Below are 25,128 nucleotides of genomic sequence, written 5' to 3' on the forward strand. Positions count from 1 at the left end.
CGATCTGTCAGCCCGGAGGGAGTCGCATGAGCTTCAAGACCATTTTCGTGCCCATGGCGTTTGAGCAAACCGCGAAAAGCGTGTCCGATGCCGCCCTGAAGATGGCCCATGCCTTTCATGGACATGTCATGGCGCACCATGTCCGCCAACGGTTCGCCTCCTATCCGCCGATGGAGTTCTTTCCGGCTGCCGCAAGCGCCACGACCATGGCGATGGAAAGCCATGATGAAGCAACCGCAGCCTTTGCCCGCACCATGCGTGTTGCGTTCGAGGAGCGGTGTGACGAGGATGGTGCGCACATCGTGCCGGTGTCCGAAGCGCTCAAACACAATGGTGTCACGGCCTCATGGTCGGAGGAAACCGGCGCGATGACGCGAAACTATGCCATGGCGGCTCGGGTCGCGGATCTGGTCGTGATGTCCAATCCGGACCCGAAGGAAATCCTGCTCGAACGGGAGATATTTGAAGAAATTCTCATGCAGTCCGGCGCTCCCGTGCTGCTTGTGCCACGCGACGGACTGGACGCGGCCCCGCGTCGCCCGCTGGTCGCATGGGATGGCAGCCTTCAGGCATCCCGCATCCTGCGGTGCGCCTTGCCCCTTCTGCAGATGAGCGAGGAAACCACGCTCCTCACCATCGGCGAAACGGATTTCGGCACGCCCGGCATCGAAGCCGCCCGGCTCTGGCTGGAACGGGCAGGCGTGAAGGTGAAGAGCCGCACGGTCGAATGGCCCGACCGGCCCATTGCCGAACGGATCCTCAATCAGTGCGAGGCCACCGGCAGCGACATTGTCCTGATGGGCGGGTATTCGCATTCGCGACTGCGCGAGAGCATGCTGGGAGGGGTCACACTGCACATGCTGCGACACGCCAACCAACCCCTTCTCATGATCCACTAGGACCCGAATCATGGCGGATACCGCATTCAGCCTGGATCCCGACCGCACGGCTGAAGCAGACATCCTGCTGTCTGCGCGTGGACTGACAAAGGTTTATGACACCGGCGAGGTGAAGGTGCAGGCCCTGCGCGGCGTTGACCTCGACGTCTTCCGGGGGGAGCTTCTCGTCATGCTGGGCGCGTCCGGAAGCGGCAAGTCGACCCTGCTCAACATATTGGGCGGTCTGGACCGACCCAGTGAAGGGGATGTGCTGTTTGAAGGAAAATCGCTGACGCGGCGGACAGATGCGGGGCTGACCCGCTATCGGCGCAATCATGTCGGTTTCATTTTCCAGTTCTACAATCTCGTGCCAAGCCTGACAGCCCGCGAGAATGTGGCGCTCGTGACGGAGATCGCGCGCGACCCCATTCCGCCGGAAGATGCGCTGTCCATGGTCGGGCTCGGCAAGCGGCTGGACCATTTTCCGGCTGAACTGTCCGGCGGGGAACAGCAACGGGTTGCCGTGGCCCGGGCGATTGCCAAACGTCCCTCGCTGCTGTTCTGCGATGAGCCGACCGGCGCGCTCGACAGCACAACCGGGATTCAGGTCCTGGAAGCACTCGATCACGTGAATCGCGAGCTCGGCGCCACGACCGTGGTGATCACGCACAATGTGGGGATCGCCGACATGTCGGACCGCACCATCCGCCTGTCCGACGGACAGATAGCGGAGACCCGCCAGATTGATCGCGCAAAGAAGCCGTCGGAACTGTCCTGGTGAAGTTCGGCGCCTGGATCTCCGCTCTCGACCGCAAATTGCTGCGGGATCTGTTGCACATGCGCGGGCAGGGCATGGCTGTGGGGGCGATCGTTGCCTGCGGGGTCGCCATCATGGTCATGGCGCTCGGCGCCATTTCCTCTCTCGAACTCAGCCGGTCGACCTATTATGAGCGTTTCCGCTTTGCCGACGTGTTCAGCAATGCGAAGCGCGCCCCGGAACGCCTGGTCAGCAACATCGCGGAAATCGACGGTGTACGCGCGGTCGAAACGCGTATTTCCCGTCTGGTCACGCTCGATATCGAAGGGCTTCGGGAGCCGGCCAATGCGCAACTCGTCTCGCTGCCGGAAATTGGCGAGCCTCGCCTGAACGGGGTGTTGCTGTATTCCGGACGCTTCCCGGATCCGGGCCGGCCGGACGAAGCGGTCGTCTCGAAATCCTTCATGGATGCGCACGGCTTCAGACTGGGCGGAAGCGTCCGGGCCGTGGTGAACGGACGGGCTCGTGATGTGGAGATCGTCGGCATCGGCGATTCACCGGAACATATCTACATGCTTGGTCCGGGCGGCTTGCTTCCGGACGAGAAACGATTTGCCATTTTCTGGATGGGGCGCCGCGCACTCGAAGCGGCCTTCGATCTTGATGGCGCGTTCAATGATGTCAGCGTGTCCCTCAATCCCGGCACCAATCCGCACCATGTGATCGATGCGCTCGATACATTGCTCGAGCCTTACGGGACTGGCGGCGCGTATGGCGCGGAAGATCAGTTGTCGAACGCGTTCATCGAGAGCGAGATGCAGCAGCTTGCGGCCATTGCCGCCATCATCCCGCCCATCTTTCTGGTCGTGTCCGCAATGCTCATCAATGCCATACTGGCGCGTCTGATTGCCACGGAACGCCAGCAGATCGGCTTGTTGAAGGCCTTCGGGTTCGATCAGCGGGAAATTGCCTGGCATTATGTGAAAATGGCTCTGGGCATGGTGGCGGGTGGCATCCTGGTCGGCTTCGGCCTCGGGGCAGCGCTGGCCCGGCTGATGACCAATCTCTATTCGGACAGTTTCCGCTTTCCCGACATGATCTTTCGCCTGGAGCCTTCCGCCTTCGTGATCGGTGGCGGTGCGGCGGCGTTTGCGGCGGTCATCGGTGCGGTCGGGTCAGCGCGCTCCGCGGCGAAACTGGCGCCTGCCGAAGCGATGTCGCCCGCGCCACCGACCATGTACAGCAAGGGACTGGTTCAGCGCATGTTCGGTTTCTTCAAACTGGACGAGCCAACACGGATGATCCTGCGCCATATCACGCGTTGGCCGGTCCGGGCCGCTGTCACGATTGCCGGCGTGGCCGCGGCGCAGGGCCTTCTGGTCGGCACCCTGTTTGCCTTTGATGCGATTGACGAGATGCTGGAGCAGAGATTCCACCGTACCGATGCATATGATGCGGCGATCAGTTTTGTCGAACCTGTCAATTTTGGTGCGCTGAGAGAAATCGAACGCCTGCCGGGTGTCCTGTCGGTGCAGCCCAGTCGGGACGTGTCCGTCAGATTGCGCCACCGGCATCTGGACGAGCGGGCCTGGCTGGTTGGGCTCGATGCCGATGGTCGCCAAAGACGGATTCTGGATGGTGACCGACGATACATGAAAGTGCCGGACAGGGGACTGGCCCTGTCGGCGCAGCTGGCCAACATGATCGCGGCAGGATTGGGCGATCATGTTACGCTGGAGGTTCTCGAAGGTGAACGTCCCATTGTCGAAGCGACCGTCACGGCGATTGTCAATGAACCGATGGGATGGCCTGCTTTCATGGACACATCGGCGCTCGGCAGGCTCCTGGGGGAAAGCAGGGTGATCAGCGGAGTCTACGTCATGGTCGATCCTGACCTTGAAGCGGACTTCAGCGATGCGGTGCTTGAGCGCCCCGGAATTGCCAGTGTAACGCTGCAGCGCGCCTCCATCGAAAGCTTCAATGAGTCGATGGAAGAGAATGTGAACATCATGATGACCATCTATGCGCTCATCGGCGGGGCCATCGCGGCCGCCGTGGTGTACAATGCCGCGCGTATCGGGCTGACCGAACGGGGGCGAGAACTTGCGAGTCTCCGCGTACTGGGATTCTCCGAAGGCGAAGTATCCTACATCCTGATTGGAGAACTGGCACTCCTCGTCTTTCTCGCCTTGCCGCTCGGCGGTTTGCTCGGCGCTGGGCTTGCCTATCTTGTGGCGACGTCCATGGCTACGGAATTATTCCGTGTACCACTGACGATTGACCCCTCAACACAAGGGTTCGCGGCGCTGATCGTGATCGCGTCCTCCATTGCAGCCGCCCTGTTTGTCCGAAATCGAGTGAAGTCACTCGATCTGATCGCCGTATTGAAGACCCGGGAGTAACCCATGGCCCTGAGAAACCGTATCCTGTTCTGGGCAGTCATTGCCCTTGTTGTTGTCAGTCTGGCGGTGTGGGCCTTCTCACCGCGCGCCGTGGACGTCGATATCGTCGAAGTGCAGCGCGGTCCCATGACCGTATCGGTTGAGGAAGAAGGTGAGACCCGCATTCACGACGTGTTCGAGATTTCGGCGCCGGTCGCCGGGCAATTGGAGCGCATTGGTCTCGATGCTGGTGATTGTGTCTATGAGGGTGAGACAGTGGTGGCCGTCATCAAACCCATTGCGGCCCCGGTCCTGGACAGCCGGTCTGAAAAGCAGCTCTCCGCGGTGGCAGACGCCGCCGCCGCCGCCGTCAGGGCAGCAGCTGCAGAATTGGACCGGGTCAGGGCCGAACTCTCGCGCGCAGAAACCGACGCGAACCGCTATCGTCAGCTCGCACCGGGAGGGTCGATCGCCCGGCAGGTGCTCGAGCGTGCCGAGGCGGAAGAGCGGACTTTGCACGCCGCCGCACGGGCCGCTGAAGCGGCCCTGGCCATGCGACGGCAGGAACTGGCCGCTGCGCGTGCGGCCCTTCGCCCGAGCAGCGCATCTGAAGGTGGCGAACTGATTGACGTGATTGCACCGATTGACGGCGTGCTGTTGCGTCGTTTGCGACAGAGCGAGGGGCCGGTCGCGCAGGGGGCGCCTCTGGTCGAAGTGGGCGATCCGGACGAAATTGAAATCATCTCGGACCTCCTGTCGGAAGACGCCGTACGGATTTCACCCGGGGACCCGGTGACGATCTCGGACTGGGGCGGACCTGATCTTTACGGAAAAGTCCGCCGGATAGAGCCATTCGCCTTCACGAAAGTCTCCGCACTCGGCATTGAAGAGCAACGGGTCAATGTGGTGATGGATCTGTCTCCCGGACAGCCCTCCGCACGACTCGGCCATGGCTATCGTGTCGATGTGGCTGTCGAGGTCTGGTCGGCTGATGATGTGTTGACCGCGCCGATGACCGCCCTGTTCAAGCAGGACCGCGCCTGGTCGGTCTATCGTGTGGAGCGCGGACGCGCGCGTTTGCGCCAGGTCGAAATTGGCCACATGAACGGACAGGTCGCAGAGATTCTTGCTGGGCTCGAGCCCGGTGACACGCTGGTTGAGCATCCCTCGAGCCGCATCGAAGATCGCGTCCTCGTTCGGGCACGGCAATCTGCAGGACCCGTGATGGAAGAGTCTCCGGGTATGACCGCCGATGCGGTTCCCCTGTCCGCGAGCTGGGACACAGACGCCAGCGGCTGCGATTTCCTGATACGCTAGAGCAGGCTGGCGCAATCGCGTGCGATGATCCGTTCTTCATCGGCTTCGATGCGTATGACCGACACAGGTGCATCGGGCGGGGAGAGGAATGTCGAATTGGCGAGGTTGGCGGTTTGCTCGATCCGGGGGCCGAGCCATTCCAGATGCTCGATGATCCGGTTGCGTATCTCGGGTGAGTTTTCGCCGACGCCTCCGGAAAACACGATGGCATCGATGCCGCCAAGATCCACCATGAGCGAGCCGACCTGACTGGCGATACGATAGCAATACAGATCCAGCGCCTCTCGCGCTTCCGGCGCACTACTTTCGAGCAGCACTCTTGGATCACTCGATATGCCGGACACGCCCAGCAGGCCGGACTGCCTGTAGAGCAGGTCGCCTACGTCGTCAGGCGACATGCCGCGATCCTGAACCAGATGCAGGACAACCCCAGGGTCGAGGTCGCCGCACCGCGTTGCCATAGGCAGTCCGTCGAGCGCCGTCAGGCCCATGGAGGTCGCGATGCTTGCGCCATTGCGCATCGCGCAGGCACTTGCGCCGCTGCCGAGATGAAGGGCAATGAGCCGCGCAGGCCGACTGCCGAGAATTTCGCCAATGCTCTCGGAGATGTGGGCATAGGAAAGTCCATGGAACCCGAAACGCAAAATGCCCTCCTCGCTCAATGCGCGGGGCAGAGCGTAGAGTTCGGCAATGCGGGGGATGGTACGGTGGAAGGCCGTGTCGAACGACAGTGTCTGGGGCAGGTCTGGCAGGGCAGCCTGAACGGCGCGCACGCCTGCCAGATTGTGCGGTTGGTGCGCGGGCGCAAAGACCGACAATGCCTCCAGCTCTTCCAGGTTGGTCTCATTGGCGATGACCGCACGCGCATGTTTCCGACCACCGTGCACAATCCGGTGACCGATGCCGGTCAGAGTAAACTGTTCGGTCTGGCGGGACAGCCAGCCCGCAAGGCGTTCCGTCAATTGGTGTGGCTCTTCGCACTGACGAATCTCGACTTCCAGGCCTTCCAGCATTGCCGGATCTGAAATGTCGACACTGCGTGCGCCGGAGAGGTCGCGCACCGCGCCGCGGAGAAGGCACGCCGAGAGCTTCTTGTCCGGCTGGAGCCCATAGACTGAAAACTTCAGGCTGGAGGATCCGATATTGAAAGTGGCAACGGCCTGAACGCTCATGAAACACTCTGATACCAGTTTGAAACCAGCGCAGCGAAGGCACAGGAGGCCAGACGTTCCTCCGCAGTGTCTGCCCGGCTGGTCAGAATGATCGGAACGGAGGCGCCCAGAACGATTCCGGCGGCCGAAGCGCCGGCGAGATAGTCCAGTTGCTTGGCCAACATGTTCCCGGCTTCCAGGGTTGGCACAATCAGAACGTCTGCGTCGCCCGCAACCGGCGAGGTCAGCCCCTTTGCGGTAACCGCGTCTGGCGAGACGGCCAGATCGAAGGCCAGGGGACCATCCAGCAGGCCGCCCTTTATCTGGCCCCGCTCAGCCATCTTGCATAGGGCCGCCGCATCTAGTGTGGAAGGGATCACCGGATCGACTTCCTCCGTGGCCGAGAGGATGGCCACTTTGGGCTGTTCAATTCCGATCGCGCGCGCGGCATCGATGGCGTTTTGAGTGATCCAGCGCTTGGCAGGCAGGTCCGGTGCGATGTTGATCGCACCGTCGCTGATCAGGATGGGTTTGTGATAGCCGCTGGTCTCCAGCAGGAACACATGGCTCATTCGCCGGTCCGTCCTGAGACCTTTATCGCGTTTGACAATGGCCTCCATCAATTCATTGGTATGCAGCGCACCTTTCATGACAGCGTTGGCTCGTCCGTTTCGAACCCATTCGACCGCTTTGGACGCAGCTGCATGACTGTGGGCGGTCGGCACGAGTTCGGTGCCGTCAATGTCCAGTTCGCCAGCCTTGGCAGCGGCGCGGATCTTGTCCTCCGGGCCGATCAGGATGGGAATGATGATCCCTAACCGGGCCGCGTCCAGAGCGCCTTTCAGGCTCGACGTGCTGACCGGATGAACCACTGCTACGCGCAAGGGCTCGCCACTGAGCGCAGTGGCCCGGGACCGGATGTCGTCAAAGGGTAGGGAAGGCGTGTCGGACATGGTTTTCCTCCTCACGACTCGTTCTGGCGTGTGTCCGCTCAGTGTTGCTCAGCTGTGGCCCCGCTGCCAACCTGCAAGTCAGACAAGCTCGCAAGATGGGGATGCCTCAATACGCATTTCTCCGGGGTGATGCCGCTAGGTAGTTCCCCGCAATTGAGCCTCGCGGAAAGTGGCGGCTTACTGGACCTGACCTGATGGGGGCATCACAGGATTAGCCAGAGGAGATTTGACATGGCCCAGAAGCGAGCGCAGGCGGAACAGGCGGCCGCCAGTCCCCGTACCAGTCGGACGACGAAGAAGGCATCGGTCGGATTCGATCCCGCCGCGGCGATGCCGCTGCCATTCGCGGATGGCATGCGTTACGGAACCGAGGCGATGAAACACTGGTTCGAAACCGGACAGGACATGGCCCGCTTCTACAATACGCGCCTGATCAAGGATTTCTCTTATCTGAGCGAGTTCGGTGCCTGCCGGACACCCGCACAAGGCGCAGAAGTATGGCTGCGCGCAGCCAGCGAGGCGGCGCATGACTATGCCGATCAACTGGACCGGGTGATGAAGATTGCGATGAACGGATCGCACAAGGAAGCGTCCAAGGAGTGATCCGGGCCTGAATTGACCTGGAACGAAATCTGCGGCTGGTCTGATGCCTCGACACTGATGGGACGGTCCGGTTGGACAGATTGAAACTTTTTGACACGGTCCTGAGACCCGTAACGGCGTTTCTTCACGACGCGCTGAACCGTGTGGACAACGATCCGGACCTGGCTGAAACCGCGCGTCCCCTGATCGAGGCGATCGAAGCCGTGCCCGGTTCCGGGCGGGTCGCCATCTATCTGCGGGGGGCGTCGGACACAGCGCAACTCGTGTCGGGACCATCCTTCAGTTCAGTTGAATCAGACATGCTTCGCAGTCGGATTGATGAAACGCTGTCCGGTGCGTCATTGCCCGGCCTGCCTGCGATCATGGCTGTCTCGTTGGACAATGGCCCCGTGCACAGGACACGGCTGTTCCCCCTGCGCATTGCTGGCGAAGAACCGGCGGCGATCCTGGTCACGGTCCGCGATCCGAAGGACGAGGCGGATGATACGGTCTTCAGCAGCTTCCTGGACGAGATCACTCAACTCGCAGGCATCGTCGTCGAGGACCGGCGCCTGCGTTCGAAGATGACCGACCAGCAAACCATGCTGTCAGTCCTTCTGAGCGCAGCTCCCGATGCCATCGTCCGCATCGACCGGCAGGGAACGATCCTGGACTTCACCGGCAGCGCAGAACGTGTGTTCGGGTGGACGGCGTCAGACATGATCGGCAAGCCTCTCAGCCTGCTGATGCCAGAGCCATATGCCAGTCAACATGACGATTATCTTGCCGCGTTTCTGGAGACGGGAGAGCGGAAGTTGCCCGATTTTGGTCGCACGCTCCAGGCTCGCTACAAATCGGGTCACGTATTCCCGGTGGAGGTGGCCCTGAGTGAACTGCCGGGGCGGGACGGGCCGGAATTCATCGGGATCGTCCGGGACATCTCTCGCCGCGTGGCGCGTGAGGCAGAAGTCGAATCGTTGAGAGATGCGCTGGATGCGGCCGCCCTGCAAAGCGCGCTGGGAGAGTTTGCGGCAACCATCGCCCATGAGCTGAACCAGCCCCTGACAGCGATTGCCAACTATATGGACGCGCTGGAGCTGCGATTGAAATCGCCGAGGGACGGCGATCTCGAGGAGGCGCTCGAACTTGCCCGAAAGTCGGCAGCCCAGGCCAGGTTGGGCGGACAGGTCATCGCGCGCACCCGGCGGATGACCCTGCGCGGCGACAGTGAGATGAAACTCGACGATTTCCACGGCGCAGTGGCAGAAGCCATGGCGATGCTGTCCCATGCGCCATCCGCCAAGGGGGTCGCGATCCGTTTCAGTCATGACGGGCGGCGGGACCCATCCCTGTTTGACCGGGTTCAGGTGCAGCAGATCCTGATCAATCTGGTCAGCAACGCGCTTCGGGCGATGGCCAACCAGCAGGGGGCGGAACTCACTGTCGTAACGCGACAGGACGCTTCTGTGTTGGAGTTGATCGTCCGCGATACAGGTCCAGGCATCGCGGACGACGACAAACCCAAGATATTTGACCGGTTTTTTCGCAGGAGTCGGTCCGGAATGGGGCTGGGCCTGTCAATTGTCCGCCGGCTTGCACAGGCTCATGGCGGCGATATCACGCTTGCGGATGCAATTGGGGGTGGTGCCGAGTTCACCCTTACCCTTCCACGCCGTGTGGTGTAGATTGGGCAGAACAGAGGGGAGCCCGACGTGACAGCGCCTGATGCCTGCAAGATTATCGTGGTTGACGATGATGCCGGTGTCAGGGATTCGCTGGACGCATTGCTGGAGGCAAAGGGCTATGCCTGCGAGCTGTTTGCTTCTGCCGAGGCGTTCCTTGACCAGCATAACGCAGCAGACCCGGCCATTATCCTCATGGACTATTCATTGGGCAGCATGTCCGGGATGCAGGCCATACAGACGGTTCGCGCCAATGATGACACGCGCCCGATCATCATGATTACGGCACATGGCGACGTTGCGCTTGCGGTGAAGGCCATGCGGGCCGGTGCGACCGACTTCATTGAAAAGCCATGGGACAAGGATGCCTTGTTCAATGCCATTGAGCGTGCGTCCGACAATGCGCGTGCGGCCGCGGAACTCGCGCAAGCCCGCAAGCAAGCGCTGGACGCGATCTTGAGCTTTACACCGCGAGAGAAGGACGTTTTCGACCAGTTGATCACCGGCGCGTCGAACAAGCTGGTCGCACGGACGCTCGATCTCAGCCCGCGGACTGTGGAATTTTACCGGGCCAACGTACTCGAGAAGGCCGGGGCAGGAAGTGTTGCGGAATTGGTGCGACTGGCTTTCCTTGCGCGCGGCGCCGAGCTCTGACGGGCTCTAGACGGCGATTTCGCCCGGGTCGCACGCGCCACTATCTCCACGACCGGCCTGCCGACGCAGGCGGCCGATATCTGCTATGCGAAAGCGATCTGGACGGGGCAGGTCGATAATCCCTGTTTGCTTCAGCCGATTCAGCATCCGGCTGACGGTTTCAAGCGTTAGCCCCAAATGATCTGCCATGTCACAGCGGCTCATTGGGATCGGAATATATCCATCCGCTCGAGGCCGGAAACGTCCGGCGAGGAAAAGAACGAAATCGGCCACGCGTTCCTTTGCGCACCTGCATGCAAGCAATGTCGCCTGCCGACGGGCATCCGCAGCCGCCTTGTCTATGTCGCGGAAAACCTCCGCGCGAAACTCCGCATCCTCCAGCAGTCGTCGTTCAAACGCGGCTCGGCTGACATAGTCCGTTTCGACGGGGCTCAATGCCTCTGCGCTGGTGGGGCTGGTGGAAGACAGGCACAACGAGACATAGTCTCCGGGGCCTGCAAAGGCCTCGATCTGCCGGTATCCGTCGGCCGTCACACGATAGACTGTGACCGTACCTGACAGGATCTTGTGCAGTCCGCGGTCGGCATCACCTTGATGGAACAGATGCTCAGCCGGTGCGAACACGCGTCTTTGTCCCGTCATGTTCGCCTGAATTGCATTTTGGGCTTCAGTACGGGTCATGTCGGTCTCCTGACGCTGCGTGATGTGACAGTCTCAGGATGACGCAAGCGGGTGGCACCTGACATTACGGGACATTACGCATAAGGGTTTGTACGCAGGCTGCGACACGCAGCTCGTCTTCCCCGATACAGGTTTGTCCGGTGTGATGGACGATGCTCAAGCCGGCTGGGTGATTTGATCCTTCGTAAAAGTCCGGATCGTGTCCACAAAACGGTCTGCATCCGTATTCTCATGAATGCCCGCAAGGTCGCCTTCACGCAGGACAAGTCTTGCGACCGGAACTCGACGTGCAAGACTCTGCATCGTGTTCATGACATTTTTTCCGCCTTCGCCCTGTTGCGTGCAGAAGAAAGCGACATTGGGCAATTGGCGACGATACATCTTTATGAATGTCCGGATCGGTACGCTTGGACGACCGACCCAGACCGGTGTTCCAATCAGGATAAGTTGGTAATCTGACAGGTTTTTGCCAAGTGGTGCCAAGCGGGAGTTTCCGCCCAGAACCGACGCAAGTGCCGCTTGTATCGTGCCCCATGAACTGATCCAGTCGCGTCCATCGTGAAGTGCTTCCAGATCGGCGCCCAGTTCATTTGCTAGATGATTTGACAGCAGTTGCGTGTTCCCGGTCCGGGAATAGTAGACGATCAGAATAGACACACGAACCTCCTGTTTTCGTCGTAGACTAGTGTGGGCAACTCGGTGACGCTTGTTGCAGGTCAAGTCCTGAGATTAGCGTTGCAACACATAGCGGCCGGGCGCGGGCGAGAGAGGCGCATATTCCTCCAGGCCTCCACCGGGTGAAGGCGGCGCAACAGGATCGCCCGAATGCCGGTCCAGCCAGTCAATCCATGCGGGCCACCAGGATCCTTCCGAATGTGTGGCAGCAGAAAGCCATGCGTCCGGATCCATATGCGGGGCGTCATGCGTGCGTGTCAGTATACGGAAATGGCGGCCTTCCCGACCGGGTTCGGATACAATTCCGCCATTGTGGCCGCCACTGGCCAGTACAAATGTGACTTCCGCATCGGTCAGTTGGTGAATCTTGAAGGCCGACGGCCATGGGGCGATGTGGTCGAGTTCTGTGCCAACCGCGAAGGTGGGGGTTCGAACATCGCTGAGGAAGACGGGCCGATCGTCCACCTTCAGCCTTCCTTCGGCGAGATCATTGTCCAGAAACAGCTGCCTCAAATACTCACGATGCATGCGGTACGGCATACGCGTTCCATCGGCATTCCACGCCATCATGTCCGACATGGCTGCGCGCTCGCCCATCAGATAGGTCCGCATATTCTGCGAAAAAACGAGATCATTCGAGCGCAGGATCTGAAACGCTCCGGCCATTTGCGAACTGTCGAGAAAGCCTTGCTCCCACATGACGTCCTCGAGCAATGCCAGCTGGCTCTCATTGACGAACAGGGTCAGCTCGCCGGCCTCCGTAAAATCGGACTGGGACGCAAAGAAGGACAGGCTGGCCAGTTGCCGTTCTGCATCTGACCGCATTGCGGCTGCGGCAATCGAAAGCAGTGTGCCGCCGAGGCAGTATCCAACGGCGTGAACCCTGGCGCCACCGCAGATGTCACGCGCGGCGGCAAGGCCGGCACGGAAGCCGAGCTCCAGATAGTCGTTCAGGCCCAGGTCGCGGTCTTCCGGCGCCGGATTCTTCCAGGAAATCATGAAGACTGTATAGCCCTGGTCCGTCAGGTATTTGACGAGGGAATTGTCCGGGCCGAGATCCAGAATGTAATATTTCATGATCCAGGCCGGTGTGATGAGCACCGGTTCTGGACGGACGGATTTGGTCGTCGGTAAATACTGTATCAGCTCGATCAACCGGTTTCGGTAGACAACTTTTCCGGGCGTGATGGCAAGCGTCTCCCCAACAGCGAATGCCTCTGCACCAATCGGAGCGTGCCCTCCGGCCAGACGCTCCCAGTCCTCAACGAAATTCTGAAAGCCCCGCACGAGGTTCAGGCCGCCGGTGGACAGCGTTGCCTGAGCAACGTCCGGGTTCAGCCAGGGGATATTGGAGGGCGACGCCAGGTCGAGCAATTGACGTGTGGCAAATGTGACGATGGCTTCGTTCTGCGCATCTACGCCGCGCACGTCGCGCGTCGCATTGTGCCACCATTGCTGGGTCAGCAGGAATCCCTGGCAGATCATATTGTAGGGCCAGCTTCGCCAGGCTGGGCTGTCGAAGCGATGGTCTTGGGGCAGGGGGTCAATGCAGCGTTCCTGACCGTCGTCTTCCCGCGCAGCGCGATCGAGCCAGCTTAGATAGCGCAATGCCTTTCGAACGGCCTTGGTACGCAGCTGCATCTGCTTTCCCGGTGACACAGCCAGATGAATGGCCCAGTCCGCATAGGCCAGCCATAATCCTATCAGGGACAAGCCACCTGTGAATTGGGCGATGTGGGCGTGCATCGACCGGTCAAGCACGTCTCCAAGAGCAGTCGACGCGTAGCTGTCACGCCGAGACTCGAAGAAGGGCGCGAGAGATGGGGCATGCCATGCTGGCGTTGCCCGGGACAGCCAGGGAAACGGCCATTGCGCCTGTTTCGAGGCTGTTTCGTCTGTTGGACCAGTCAAATCTTCAGGCATTTCGCAGAACACATCAAAAGTTGAGACGAGTCTCACTGTGTTCCGGAAAGACGGGGCGTCAGTATTGATCATCATCAATACCCGCACTTCGGTGTTCGGGTCTACGGTTCTGGCGTTTGCGCCGGGCCGTAAGTTCAATCAATGTGTGAGCCTGCGCGTGTTCGCAGGCTTCATGTCTGCAGCTTGCTCAAACAGGATCAGGACAAGGCCGAGAACCTGCCTTCGCTTACGCGATCAATCCGGACTGAATGGCTTTTACAACGACTTCAGTTCGGTTGCGGGCGTCCAGTTTCAAAGCGAGCGATCTCAGATGCAGTTTGACGGTCGTTTCCTGAATATCCAGGGAGCGCGCGATCAGCTTGTTGGACTCCCCCCGCTGCAGACAAAACAGGACTTCCCGTTCTCTCGGCGTGAGATCGGTTCCGTCCGGACCGGATGCATTTTCGGTTTGTGCCGGTGTGAATACTTGCCCCGCCAGAATGAGCCGGACCGCTGCAACAAGCCCATCCCCCGGCATGGTCTTGGGAATGAACCCCCTGGCGCCAGCATCCATCAGGGCGTTTACTTCCATTTGTCCCGCGACGCCGGACAGGATCGCAAAACTCTGATCGGAGAAGTTGGCAATCATTTCCTTGACGTCCTGGACGCCTGTTATGCCCGGCATACGCAGATCCAGCAGCACGAGATCAAACCGTGCGCCGCTCTCCAGTTCAGATTGAACTGCTTGTCCGGTTCGCACGACTGATACATCCGCATTCGGCAGTTCATGTTCAAGAAGCGAGCGCACGGCATCCAGCACAAGGTCGTGATCGTCGGCGATGAGAATGCGCATGTATCTGGTCCGTTCAATTGCCCGATTAGATGGGTTCGTCCGCGGGGTCGAGAGGTGCAGTTCTACCGATCCGGTCGAGTGTCGCCCAGAGAGTTTCGCGCGAGATCGGCTTCTTCAGTGTGGCGGCCAGCCCGGCGGGGAGCGGCGCAGCGAGTGCGCCTGAACTCATGATAACCGGAACAGATGGCGAGATTTCGTTCAATTGAGGAACAAGTTCATCCCCGCTCATCTGTGGCATTCGCCGGTCCGTTACAACCAGTCCGAAGGCGGACGGTGCAACGCGGAACACTTCAAGCGCTTCCAGAGGATTGGTAAATCCGACGGGGTCCCAGCCGAAATCCCTCAACAGGGATACCAGCATGTCGACCTGAAACTGGTCGTCGTCAATGACCATGGCGCCGGTTCCTGTCACCTGAGCTTCAACACTGTCCGCACCGATTGATGAAGGAAGTGCCTGGAGCGGTTCTAGCAGCGGAAGATCAATCACGATCATGGTCCCTTCGCCGGGCCGGCTGTAGACGCGCAGGCGACCGGGCTGTCCTTGAAGCAGGGCATCAACTGTAACCAGACCAAGCCCGCGGCCTGTTCCCTTTGTCGATTGAAAGGGCAGGAAAGCTGTGTCCAGCGCTTTCTGAGACATTCCTGCTCCATTGTCGCGGACAATCAGACGCGCTGCCGGAAACGTGCTGCACTTGCCACGCTCATAGACTGCAGCCGGGGAAAAATCCGGTTCCACAGCACTGTCTTGGGCGATCTGCATCAGGGACAGGAATACCTGCCCGTCTGGCAAGATGGCCTCGCGGGCATTCTTGAGCAGGTTGAACACCATGCGAGAGAACAGGGTCGGATCGGTTTCGCACACCAGCTTGTCCTGAGTGATCAGAAGTTCGAACCCCTGAGTCGCAAGAAACTGGTTGCTGTTGAGTTCGCCCACATCCCGGACAAGACGGTTGAGCGCGCAGACCTTGCGTTCCGGTGTGGTATCGAAATGCATCAGGTCTTCAACCAGTTGATTTGCCTGATCACAGGATTGCTGGATACGGGCGATCAGCAGATCTGAAATATCCGCTTGCGAGTCATCGCCAAGCAGCTGAGCGGACGCGTTGATGATGGCGAGAATGTTGGCAAAATCATGCCCGACAGACTGCGCCATACGCCCGAGGGCGTCCCTGCGCTCAGCATCCGCCAGCATCTCGTGCATCTTTTCCCGTTGCGCTTCCCGCCGGCGTATGATGCCGACATCCCGCGTGGCGCAGAGGATTCCTCCATCTGACAGGGCCGTCAGTGACAGGTCCTGGTGCACTTTCGAGCCGTCCTTGCCCAACCCGGTGACCTCTCCACGCCAGTATCCGTTTCTTTGGAATTCCGGAAAAACTTCTGTCTCGAAACGTTGTAGCGTATCGGTACTGTACAGCGTGCTCCAGTGAATGCCGATACACTCATCTGCCTGCGCAAAGCTGAACATGCTGGCATGGGTCGGGTTCATGTATGTGAAGAATCCATCCCGGTTTGTGATGGCGATCCCGTCCGCGGATACGTCAATCGCGGTCGTCAGGTGTTTGACCTGAATGGCCTCCTCGCGCAGGCGCTCGGTGATGTCATACAATTCGGCAGATCGCTGTTCCAGCAGGCGCTCGGCAGCGGCGCGCGCCGCCGTCTCCCTTTCGAGCTTGCGCGTCAGCCTTGCAACCGTGTCGTCCGTTCCGTTCAACGTCCATCCTTGCGGAGAATGTGAAAGTCCGCATTGTACAGGTAACGGTGTTTACTATCGGTTCTCACGATCTCAAAATCTGCGAGATTTCCGTAATGCGCAAGGGCCGCGAGGATCATGCCTTCACACAAATCGGCCATGGGACGCGCGGACGCGTAGCTTATCTTCATTTCGCGATCGCCATCACGTGATTGCGGCAGGATTTCCGGGACTTCGGCGTCCGGGTACAGTTTGCGGACATCCCGATGGATGACGCCGTGGATGCGCTCGATGAGATCGAAAGCATGATGGACATTGTCCTGAGGGTGTCCTGCAATCAGACTCGGAAAGAGACTCTGTCCGAACTTGACGAGAAGCTCACGCGCAGACACATCGGTCTTTGCGGATAGGGCGCCAACCAAATCGATCATTTCTGAATGATCATAATACCCGACGCTGGTGTAGACACCGCCCGATTCCAGTTCGACGGAGTTCAGCAATTCGTCAACAATCACTTCGCCGAATTCCTGTTCGGCAAAATCCAGGAACTGTCTGAACACAACACCTTTCAAGTATCTGCCCCTTTCATCTGGTTTCTAGCGACCTGCGCCTCGGTATCTCACGGTTTGGAAGTGCGACCGCTCCACTTCCGAACAGATAACAGTGATCGAATGGAGCGACTACCTGACCAAAAGGTCAGGGTGGCCCCCACCCTTTGCGCTGCATGACCGTTCTTCCGGAGAATATCCGTGCCGGGTGAAACCGGGCATCTATCGCCGTGAGCTTGGTACTCATTCGGGGATACGACATGAATTACTTCCATCCAAAAATACAAACGATTGGGGCTGCGGCGTTCCTGCTGTCTGCGGCGTCCGCTTCGGCTCAGATCAGCATGGAGCCATCGGGGTGGTCGCAGCGGCCTCTCGGTTTCAGCTCCGATGCGCAGGCCAACCGTGTCGTGCTGTCCAGTGGGGGGGGCAGTCCTTCCGAGAGGGTCGGATCGTTCATCAGCGCGACTCCCATGATGCCATCCTGGTCGGGGACCACCACAGGAGGCCAGGCGACTGCGATTGGAAACATGATCAGTGTCGAGATCGAAGGCAACAACAACACGGTGGTCGTCGATGCGTCCCAAGTGAATACGGGAAACCAGACCGCCATCGTCGCTCACTTGCCGGCAGGCGGGGGCGATTGATCATGACGTATCGCAAAGCATTTTTCACAACCCTTGCCGGCGCAGGTCTGCTTGCAGCAACCGCATGTACATCGATGGACGCTGTGGTCTCTGATCCGGACTATCTTTCCACCGGAGCGATCGTTGAGGCCAGCACAACTGCGTATTCCAGCCAACTCGCCTGCATGAAGCGAACAACTGGGGCTGAGAAACCACGGATTGCAGTCGGCGACATACGGGACATGACCGGCAGGTTCTCTACATTCGAAGGCGCAGTCGCCACGCAGGGGGCATCCCTGATGGTGATGACAGCGTTGAGCCAGGCAGGATTTCCTCTGGCCGAGCGTCTCGACACGGCCGTGGCCGAGCAGGAGCTCGAATTTGCCAATAATCGCCTGATCAGTGAAGCGGGCGAGCCAACAGAGGACTACCGGAAGGTTTTCACCGGCTCCATCGCGGGCAGTGACTACATCCTGCTGGGCGGCATCACAGAACTCAATTTCAATGTGCATAGCGGTGTTCGAGAGGCACGTATCGGTCCAGTCATCGGCGGTGCCAGACACTATGCCATGACTGTGGCGCTTGATCTTCGGCTGGTGAACACGACGGACCTGTCCGTGGTCAACCTGGTCAGCCAACGGAAAGTTATTCGCGGGCGCGAAATTCGCGCGGGCGTGTTCGAGTTCATAGGCGACACGACCATCGACATCGGCTTGGGCGAACGCGCCCAGGAACCGGTCCACACCGCAATTCGAACGATTGTCGAAAGCGCTGTTTTCGACCTCGTCTCAGGCATCGCCGGCCCGTCCGCGCAAGCCTGCTCTCAAGCAGAGTTCGTCATGTCGGACGTGCCTGCCCTTCAACAGACCCAAAATTAAAGGAGATTTCTCATGAAACGGTCTGCTCTTTTCTTCGCTTCTGCCCTCATTCTTGCAGCCCCAGCTGCGATGGCGCAGGATTCCAGCCTTGTTGATGTCGACCTGGGTCTTGGCGGTGTCGTGGACGCGACGGTCGATGTGGGTGGTGACAGCCTGGTCGATGCCAATGTCGATGTCCTCGGTGGAGACCTTGTCGATGCAGATATCACACTCGGTGGAGACGCTTTGGTGGACGCTGATGTGAATCTTGGCTTGGACAGTTCTGTGGCTGGTGATGTCGCGGGCGCGGCATCGAATGCCGTCGATTACGCTACACGCCAGGCGAACTCCGGAAACCAGACGGCGACCCTGAAACTTCTGGGCGGCAAGCTGGGGGAAGTCACCGGAACAGCAGCTGCCATCGGCAACTCATACTCGATCGAATCGGTCGCTGATGCGGTGTCGTCGGTGAACCAAACCAACTCAGGCGCCGGATACGCCAACGCGAATGTGGATATCCAGAATTCCGGCACCGTCACAGCGACCTCTGCCGCTATCGGCAACACCGCTTCTGTCGCGTCCGAGGTCAGCACGATTGCTAGCCGTTCCGTACAATCGAACAGCGGTTACATGACTTCGCAAATGAACGCTGTCGTCACTGACATGAACGAGGCCACAGCTACCGCCGCGTCCATTGGTAACTCTCTTTCAGTCGAGATTCCGGGGAGCGGCACCATGAGCGCACGGCAATACAATTCCGGAACTATGGTTGCCGAATTGAACGGCCGCCTGTCCGGTTTTGCAGATGGCACGGCAACCGCTGCAGCGATCGGTAACTCGGCATCGCTGACCAGCCTCAACTCGGATTTGGTCGGCAACGTTCTGACCCGCATCAACCAAGCCAATTCGGGTCACCAGATTTCCTCACTGGCTGCCCAAGTGTGCCATGGGGCCGAGGCTGCTGCGACTGCAGCATCCATCGGCAACACGGTGAACATTTCGGTGCAGTAAGTGCGGAAGAGGGCGCCGGACGGCCTTTTAGTCCCCCGAATGAACGTTCGGCGCCCTCATGATCTGCAGGATATCATTCTGGTATCGAGGCCCGTTTGCTCACGCGACGGGCCTTTTTCTCTTGCTCGGACCCGAGTTTCATGACGTCAGCTTGACCGGAAAACCCTTCATTCAGCCTTTCCCGTATTGGCATGGCGGAAAGTGCTGCTATCCGGGCATAGTCCAGCGTGGACAGGGGCTTTCGGCTATGACATAAGCCGCCCCTTCAGACAGGATTCACAGGGCGCCCGCGCGCAATTCTTGCGCCCGTGACCCAAGATTACGGATGATTGAACCGATGGAAGTTACCCAGACCAAGGCAGAAGGTCTCAGCCGCACGTTTGCCATCAAGGTGCCAGCCTCAGAGCTGCAGGCGAAACTCGATGAGCGGATCGAGGAAATCCGGCCGCAAATGAAGCTGAAAGGCTTCCGTCCGGGCAAAGTTCCCGCATCCCACGTGCGCAAGATGTACGGCCAGGATTTGATGGGCGAGTTGATCAACAAGCTTGTCACCGAGACCAATCAAAAGGCGCTGGAAGACAATGAACTGCGCCCGGCCGGCCAGCCTGACGTTCAAATCGAAGGTGACATGGAAGCGGTTGTGAAGGGCGAGGCCGACCTTTCCTACAACATGAACGTCGATGTCATGCCGGAGTTCGAACCCGCTGACGTGACGAAGCTGAAGATTACCCGCCCAGTGGCAGACGTGGCCCAGGAGCAGATTGACGAAGCACTCGCGCGTATCGCCGAGCAAAACACCCAATATGAGGCTCGTGCGAAGACCGCGAAGGCCAAGGATGGTGACGCGGTCGTGATGGATTTCGTCGGTAAGATCGACGGAGAAGCCTTCGAAGGCGGTAGCGCCGAGCAGCAGACGCTCGTGCTCGGATCCGGTCAGTTCATCCCCGGCTTTGAAGACCAATTGGTCGGCGTGAAGGCTGGTGAGGAAAAGGAAGTGAATGTCACTTTCCCGGAAGCTTATGGTGCTGCCGATCTTGCTGGCAAGGATGCTGTTTTCGAAGTGAAAGTGCATGAAGTGCGCGCGCCGAAGACCCCCGAAATCGATGAGGAATTCGCCAAGGGCCTCGGACTGGAAAGCTTGGAACAGCTCACAGGCCTGGTTAAGGACCAGCTCAAGGCAGAGCACGACAATGCGTCCCGTGCGAAGGCAAAGCGCAATCTGCTGGACCAACTGGATGAAGCTCACAGCTTCGATCTGCCGCCGAACATGGTGGAACAGGAATTCGGCCAGATCTGGCAGCAATTGCAGGCTGAGATGGATGCCGGCCGCACGGCCGATGAGGACAAGGACAAGTCGGAAGACGAACTCAAGGAAGAGTATCGCAAGATTGCCGAGCGCCGTGTGCGTCTCGGACTGGTCCTGGCAGAAATCGGACGCGTTGCCGACGTGCGGATTTCCGAGCAGGAAGTGAATCAGGCCTTGATCCGAGAAGCGCGTCAGTATCCGGGGCAGGAGACCCAGGTCGTGGAATTCTTCCGCAAGAACCCGGGTGCCATGGCCCAGCTGCGCGCACCGATCTATGAAGACAAGGTCGTCGACCACATTCTGGACGTCGCCGAAATCACGGAAGAGACCGTGTCGCGCGAGGACCTGTTCAAGGAAGACGACGAGTAAACTTCACAGAAGACTGCAGTCTGAACAAAGCCGGTCCGCAGGGCCGGCTTTTTTCATGCGCCGAACCCTAATAGGTAAACTGGATATTAACCGCATCTCGCGAATTTGTGTCGAATCGCAAGGAAGAGGCATCAGAAGATGAGCGTCCAGAGCATCCGCCCGCAATTGACCGAACAGGATATCCATCGCCTGATCAAGGGCGAGACGCCGGAGGATCGTGCGTCCGTGGCTCATCGTCTGTGTCGGCGCATTGCGCTTGACGTGCTCAGCGATCGCGAACGGGAATATGCTCAGGAAATCATGGGCATACTGGCTGATGATGCGGCCGACCTCGTCCGGCGGACCTTGTCGGTCACCTTGCGGAATTCGCCCATTCTGCCGCGGGATATTGCGCTGAAGCTTGCTCAGGATGTCGAGGCGGTGGCCATTCCCGTCCTGCAGGATTCTCCGGTTTTCTCTGATGAGGACCTGATTGAATTGGTCCTGTCCGTGACGGCCGCGAAACAAGCGGCCATTGCCAACCGCGAAAGCCTTTCCACAACGCTGACCGAGGTCATCTCAGAGCATGGAACGGTAGAGGCCGTCCGGGTTCTGTCGGCCAATGAGGGCGCAGACTGGAACGACGCGGCCTATGATCACTCGATTCGGCGTTTCGGATCGGACGAAGGGGTGCAGAAGGGGCTGATCAGCCGCGAATTCATTCCGGTTCATATCGCCGAGAAAATGGTCTCTCTCGTATCGGGTCAGTTGTTCGACCTGCTGGTCAATCGGCACGAGCTTCCTGCGCAATTGGCGATCGACCTGGCCTCGGCGTCACGAGAGCGCGCCACGCTGGATCTGGTCGAGCAGGCGGGTCGCACCTATGATCTTCCAAGGTTTGTGTCACAATTGCACCTGAATGGCAGGCTGACCCATTCCCTCATCATGCGCGCCCTGTGCTGCGGCCAGATGCCGTTCGTAGAGCATGCCCTGGCAGAGTTGTCCGGCGTCGGGCACCAGCGTGTCTGGTTGATGATCCATGATGCGGGCCCGTTGGGTCTGCAGGCCGTCTTTGATCGCGCCGGCATGCCGCGCAAGATGCTTCCGGCCTTTCGCGCAGCCGTGAACGTCTTCCACGAGACCAGCCATGATGGCGGTCCGAATGACCGCGCCCGTTTCCGGGCCCGCATGATCGAACGCGTGCTCACGCAGTTTCAGGCCATTCCAAAGGAAGACCTCGACTACCTGCTGGAAAAACTGGATTACTATTCAGAGATGGCCGCCATGGAAGAAGCGGGCGGCTCGATGGATGTCGCCTAGCAGTCGCTGCGGAGGCGGACACCGGCCTTGACGCCGATGCGTTCCAGAAAGGCGCCATCCCGCCAATTGGCCTTGTCTGCGATCACGAGAATGCCGGCATGGCTGGCGGATTCGCAGATATCCATCAATTCGTCACTTTCGGACACTTCCTCTGCGTCGACGCGGATGCTGTCGATCAACAGGCCAAGCCCCTGACGGAGAGGAGATTGCCAGGATTTGCGCATGTCGATGGACACGCGAAAGCCGCGCTTGCGCAAAGCCGCAACATGATTGATGGCGTCCGCGTGTCCGTCGGAAAAGGCAGCGTCCGGGAATTCGAGACTGACTTCCTGCTGGCAGAGTGTTGTCCGACGAATGGCAGCGTCGCAACCCACTGCCGTGTTCTTGTCGCGCAGAGCGGCTGCCGGGGCGGGGACGATGATCGGGCGCATACGATTGTCGAACGTGTGCGCCGCGCTTGCGACTTCCGCCAGACGGTCGCTCAGCCATTTTGCTGGTTCTGACGCAGTGTTTGACCGGCTCGCCGGGCCGAATGCGGCGCGTTCTTCATAGTGGCGGGACAGTTCGCAAACCGTGCCGTAGGCGGTGCCGTCAAGCACATGCATGACGGGCTGGAAACGGAGATGGACCTTCTGTCCACTGTGAGCGACAACTTTCGTTTGAAATAATTCCCGCATCACTCTTCCTGTCTTTCTGACCGTGCCTATTGCCTTCCCTAAGGGAGATAATTGAAGATCACGCGCAGAAATCCGTGCGGATTTAGAAGAAATTTCAATTAATCGGGAGATCAAGAATGTCGTCACAGCCTGCAGGCCCCAAGCTCTCCGCCACCGTACTTGTCGTTCGTGATGGAGACGCGCTGCCTGAAGTGCTGATGGTGAAACGGCACTACCAGATCGATTTTGCCGCCGGTGCGCTGGTCTTTCCGGGCGGGAAGGCAACGCCTGAAGATTCCAGTCCGGACTGGGACGCCTATACCGACGGGGATTTCGGGCCGGTCCAGCAGGACGCACGGATCGCCGCGGTTCGGGAAGCGTTCGAGGAGTCCGGCCTGCTGCTGGCGCGCCACAAGGCCCAACGCGGAACCAACCAGCCCCTGGTCGGGCCTGAGACAGCCGAAAAGCTCGATCCCTTCCGCTCAGCTGTGGATCGGGGAGAGCAAAGCTTTCTGGAACTCATCCGGGACAATGGGCTCGTTCTGGCGCTCGACAGTCTTGTGCATTTCGGACATTGGATCACGCCGGACATGATGCCGAAACGGTTCGATACCCACTTTTACCTTGCGCCAGCGCCGCCGGACCAGATCGCCGCCCATGATGGGCGGGAGACGACGGATTCCGTATGGATCGGGGCCCAGGCTGCGCTCGACGCGGAAGAGGCAGGGGAAGCTGTCATCATATTCCCGACCCGGATGAATTTGAAAAAGCTGGCCACGGCCAAATCTGTCGCCGATGCGGTTGAGCGCTTCGGTGCAGAGACAGTGATCACCGTGAAGCCGCAGCAATCGGAGACGCCCGAAGGCGAACCCTGTCTAGTGATTCCCGAGGTGGAAGGCTACGGTCAGACCATCGAATTGCTATCGCGGGTCAATGTCTGAACCCTGTCAGAGAATGAATTTCGACAGGTCGGCATTTCCGGCCAGGCTGGCGACGCGTTCATCGACATAGTCCGGGGTGATCGTGACCGTTTCGCCCTTCTTGTCGGGGGCATCGAAACTGATTTCATCCAGCAGGCGCTCGAGAACGGTCTGAAGCCGCCGGGCGCCGATATTCTCGACGCTGCTGTTGACCGCCTCGGCCAGGTCCGCCAGTCGGTCGATCGCCGCATCCTCGAATTCGAGCGTGACGCCTTCGGCTTCCATGAGCGCCTGATACTGCCGGATCAGGCTGGCCTCCGGTTCGACCAGGATGCGACGCAGATCGTCCCGCGTCAGGGCGTCGAGTTCGACACGGATGGGCAAACGGCCCTGCAGCTCCGGAAGAAGATCCGATGGCTTCGAGACATGGAATGCGCCTGACGCGATGAACAGGATGTGATCGGTCTTCACGGCGCCGCGCTTGGTGCTGACGGTCGTTCCCTCGATCAGGGGCAAGAGATCCCGCTGCACACCTTCGCGGCTGACATCCGCGCCGCCGCGATTCTGTTTTGCTGCGACCTTGTCGATTTCGTCCAGGAACACAATGCCGTCTTCTTCGACGGCGTGCACGGCCTCGCGGACAATCGCATCCTCGTCCAGAAGCCGGTCGGATTCTTCCTCGACAAGGGGCTGATAGGCTTCCTTGACGGTGGTCCGGACCCGTTTCGTGCGCCCGCCCATGGCCTTGCCCAGCATGTCCGACAGATTGATCATGCCCATGGAGCCGCCCTGGCCGGGGATGTCCAGCATCTGCATCGGGCTACCGGATTCGGCGATGTCCAGGTCGACCGGCTTGTCGTCCAGTTCCCCCGCGCGCAGTTTCCTGCGGAACACTTCGCGCGTGGACGATTGCGCATCCTCACCGACCAGCGCGTCCAGCAGGCGCTCCTCGGCCGCGTCCCGTGCCTGGTCGGCTACGCCTTCGCGCTTCTGATCGCGTACCATCGAGACTGCCGCCTCCACCAGATCGCGGATGATCTGCTCAACGTCTCGTCCGACATAGCCCACTTCGGTGAATTTCGTCGCTTCCACTTTCAGGAAGGGTGCATTGGCCAGACGGGCGAGGCGCCGGGACACTTCGGTCTTGCCGACCCCGGTCGGGCCAATCATCAGGATGTTCTTCGGCGTGATTTCACCACGAATGGATTCAGATGCCTGCTTGCGGCGCCAGCGGTTTCGAAGCGCAATGGCCACGGCGCGCTTCGCCCCTGCCTGGCCGACAATATGGCGATCAAGTTCTGCAACGATTTCGCGGGGGGTGAGGTCTTTCATCAGGTTTTCCGGTATGCGCTGACCTGGGCGTCAGTCTTGAAAGAAGGC

23 protein-coding genes are annotated in these 25,128 nt (G+C 59.7%); 12 read left to right on the top strand and 11 right to left on the bottom strand.

Annotation, left to right across the window (positions count from 1 at the left end):
• The first annotated feature begins 26 nt into the window (after nucleotides 1–26).
• Genes HF955_RS15085 through HF955_RS15100 form a run of 4 tightly spaced genes read left to right on the top strand, consistent with a single transcriptional unit; the run spans nucleotide 27 to nucleotide 5,333 of the window.
• Nucleotides 27–899: a universal stress protein gene (locus HF955_RS15085; protein ID WP_291076241.1), complete on the top strand. Its 873-nt coding sequence runs from the start codon at nucleotides 27–29 to the stop codon at nucleotides 897–899.
• Nucleotides 900–909: 10 nt separating this feature from the next.
• Complete coding sequence (locus tag HF955_RS15090; protein ID WP_291076243.1) at nucleotides 910–1,659, top strand: ABC transporter ATP-binding protein; 750 nt, start codon at nucleotides 910–912, stop codon at nucleotides 1,657–1,659.
• A complete protein-coding gene (locus HF955_RS15095; RefSeq protein WP_291076245.1) occupies nucleotides 1,656–4,037 on the top strand; it encodes an ABC transporter permease in 2,382 nt (793 codons plus the stop codon). Before HF955_RS15090 ends, HF955_RS15095 begins: the two co-directional genes overlap by 4 nt.
• 3 nt (nucleotides 4,038–4,040) lie before the next feature.
• Entirely contained in the window at nucleotides 4,041–5,333 is a 1,293-nt protein-coding gene (locus HF955_RS15100) for an HlyD family efflux transporter periplasmic adaptor subunit (protein ID WP_291076247.1), read from the top strand.
• On the opposite strand, the gene HF955_RS15105 is transcribed toward HF955_RS15100, so the two are convergent.
• Entirely contained in the window at nucleotides 5,330–6,505 is a 1,176-nt protein-coding gene (locus tag HF955_RS15105; protein WP_291076249.1) for an acetate/propionate family kinase, read from the bottom strand. The two genes, HF955_RS15100 and HF955_RS15105, sit on opposite strands and share 4 nt — an antisense overlap.
• Nucleotides 6,502–7,437, bottom strand: coding sequence for a bifunctional enoyl-CoA hydratase/phosphate acetyltransferase (locus HF955_RS15110; RefSeq protein WP_291076251.1), 936 nt, complete (start codon nucleotides 7,435–7,437; stop codon nucleotides 6,502–6,504). The genes HF955_RS15105 and HF955_RS15110 overlap by 4 nt, the downstream gene beginning before the upstream one ends.
• Before the next feature lie 231 nt (nucleotides 7,438–7,668).
• Between HF955_RS15110 and HF955_RS15115 the strand changes: the two genes are divergently transcribed.
• The 3 genes from HF955_RS15115 to HF955_RS15125 all read left to right on the top strand — a co-directional run bounded on the left by HF955_RS15115 (nucleotide 7,669) and on the right by HF955_RS15125 (nucleotide 10,355).
• The gene (locus HF955_RS15115; RefSeq protein ID WP_291076252.1) at nucleotides 7,669–8,040 is read left to right on the top strand and encodes a hypothetical protein; all 372 of its coding nucleotides are present in this window, start codon (nucleotides 7,669–7,671) and stop codon (nucleotides 8,038–8,040) included.
• Between the two features lie 80 nt (nucleotides 8,041–8,120).
• A complete protein-coding gene (locus HF955_RS15120) occupies nucleotides 8,121–9,704 on the top strand; it encodes a nitrogen regulation protein NR(II) (protein WP_291076254.1) in 1,584 nt (527 codons plus the stop codon).
• Nucleotides 9,705–9,731: 27 nt separating this feature from the next.
• Entirely contained in the window at nucleotides 9,732–10,355 is a 624-nt protein-coding gene (locus HF955_RS15125) for a response regulator (RefSeq protein WP_291076256.1), read from the top strand.
• 6 nt (nucleotides 10,356–10,361) lie between these two features.
• On the opposite strand, the gene HF955_RS15130 is transcribed toward HF955_RS15125, so the two are convergent.
• From HF955_RS15130 to HF955_RS15160, 7 genes are all read right to left on the bottom strand, one after another.
• Complete coding sequence (locus tag HF955_RS15130; protein ID WP_291076258.1) at nucleotides 10,362–11,036, bottom strand: Crp/Fnr family transcriptional regulator; 675 nt, start codon at nucleotides 11,034–11,036, stop codon at nucleotides 10,362–10,364.
• Nucleotides 11,037–11,192: 156 nt separating this feature from the next.
• Nucleotides 11,193–11,693 (bottom strand): hypothetical protein, encoded by a 501-nt coding sequence (locus HF955_RS15135; protein ID WP_291076260.1) that lies wholly within the window; start codon nucleotides 11,691–11,693, stop codon nucleotides 11,193–11,195.
• Between the two features lie 72 nt (nucleotides 11,694–11,765).
• A complete protein-coding gene (locus tag HF955_RS15140; RefSeq protein WP_291076262.1) occupies nucleotides 11,766–13,622 on the bottom strand; it encodes an alpha/beta fold hydrolase in 1,857 nt (618 codons plus the stop codon).
• A 238-nt stretch (nucleotides 13,623–13,860) separates the two neighbouring features.
• Nucleotides 13,861–14,466: a response regulator transcription factor gene (locus HF955_RS15145; RefSeq protein ID WP_291076263.1), complete on the bottom strand. Its 606-nt coding sequence runs from the start codon at nucleotides 14,464–14,466 to the stop codon at nucleotides 13,861–13,863.
• Nucleotides 14,467–14,491: 25 nt separating this feature from the next.
• The gene (locus HF955_RS15150) at nucleotides 14,492–16,177 is read right to left on the bottom strand and encodes an ATP-binding protein (RefSeq protein ID WP_291076265.1); all 1,686 of its coding nucleotides are present in this window, start codon (nucleotides 16,175–16,177) and stop codon (nucleotides 14,492–14,494) included.
• Nucleotides 16,174–16,716 (bottom strand): heme NO-binding domain-containing protein, encoded by a 543-nt coding sequence (locus HF955_RS15155; RefSeq protein ID WP_291076266.1) that lies wholly within the window; start codon nucleotides 16,714–16,716, stop codon nucleotides 16,174–16,176. Before HF955_RS15155 ends, HF955_RS15150 begins: the two co-directional genes overlap by 4 nt.
• Nucleotides 16,717–17,038: 322 nt before the next feature.
• Nucleotides 17,039–17,236, bottom strand: a complete 198-nt coding sequence (locus HF955_RS15160; RefSeq protein ID WP_291076268.1) for a hypothetical protein — start codon at nucleotides 17,234–17,236, stop codon at nucleotides 17,039–17,041.
• 117 nt (nucleotides 17,237–17,353) lie between these two features.
• Between HF955_RS15160 and HF955_RS15165 the strand changes: the two genes are divergently transcribed.
• The 4 genes from HF955_RS15165 to HF955_RS15180 all read left to right on the top strand — a co-directional run bounded on the left by HF955_RS15165 (nucleotide 17,354) and on the right by HF955_RS15180 (nucleotide 22,172).
• Nucleotides 17,354–18,208, top strand: a complete 855-nt coding sequence (locus tag HF955_RS15165; RefSeq protein ID WP_291076270.1) for a CsgG/HfaB family protein — start codon at nucleotides 17,354–17,356, stop codon at nucleotides 18,206–18,208.
• Between the two features lie 12 nt (nucleotides 18,209–18,220).
• Nucleotides 18,221–19,198 carry a hypothetical protein gene (locus HF955_RS15170; RefSeq protein WP_291076272.1) on the top strand — a complete coding sequence of 326 codons (978 nt, stop codon included), beginning with the start codon at nucleotides 18,221–18,223 and terminating at the stop codon, nucleotides 19,196–19,198.
• Nucleotides 19,199–19,535: 337 nt separating this feature from the next.
• Nucleotides 19,536–20,873 (top strand): trigger factor, encoded by a 1,338-nt coding sequence (gene tig / locus HF955_RS15175; protein WP_367279802.1) that lies wholly within the window; start codon nucleotides 19,536–19,538, stop codon nucleotides 20,871–20,873.
• Between the two features lie 138 nt (nucleotides 20,874–21,011).
• Nucleotides 21,012–22,172, top strand: coding sequence for a DUF2336 domain-containing protein (locus HF955_RS15180; RefSeq protein WP_291076276.1), 1,161 nt, complete (start codon nucleotides 21,012–21,014; stop codon nucleotides 22,170–22,172).
• On the opposite strand, the gene HF955_RS15185 is transcribed toward HF955_RS15180, so the two are convergent.
• On the bottom strand, nucleotides 22,169–22,849 hold the full coding sequence (locus HF955_RS15185; RefSeq protein ID WP_291076277.1) for an EAL domain-containing protein: 681 nt from the start codon (nucleotides 22,847–22,849) through the stop codon (nucleotides 22,169–22,171). The two genes, HF955_RS15180 and HF955_RS15185, sit on opposite strands and share 4 nt — an antisense overlap.
• 116 nt (nucleotides 22,850–22,965) lie before the next feature.
• On the opposite strand from HF955_RS15185, the gene HF955_RS15190 reads away from it, so the two are divergent.
• Nucleotides 22,966–23,769: an NUDIX hydrolase gene (locus HF955_RS15190; protein ID WP_291076279.1), complete on the top strand. Its 804-nt coding sequence runs from the start codon at nucleotides 22,966–22,968 to the stop codon at nucleotides 23,767–23,769.
• Nucleotides 23,770–23,775: 6 nt separating this feature from the next.
• On the opposite strand, the gene hslU is transcribed toward HF955_RS15190, so the two are convergent.
• Entirely contained in the window at nucleotides 23,776–25,080 is a 1,305-nt protein-coding gene (hslU, locus tag HF955_RS15195; RefSeq protein ID WP_291076281.1) for an ATP-dependent protease ATPase subunit HslU, read from the bottom strand.
• Nucleotides 25,081–25,128: the final 48 nt, after the last annotated feature.

The sequence above is a fragment of the Hyphomonas sp. genome (assembly GCF_017792385.1).
Lineage (GTDB): Bacteria > Pseudomonadota > Alphaproteobacteria > Caulobacterales > Hyphomonadaceae > Hyphomonas.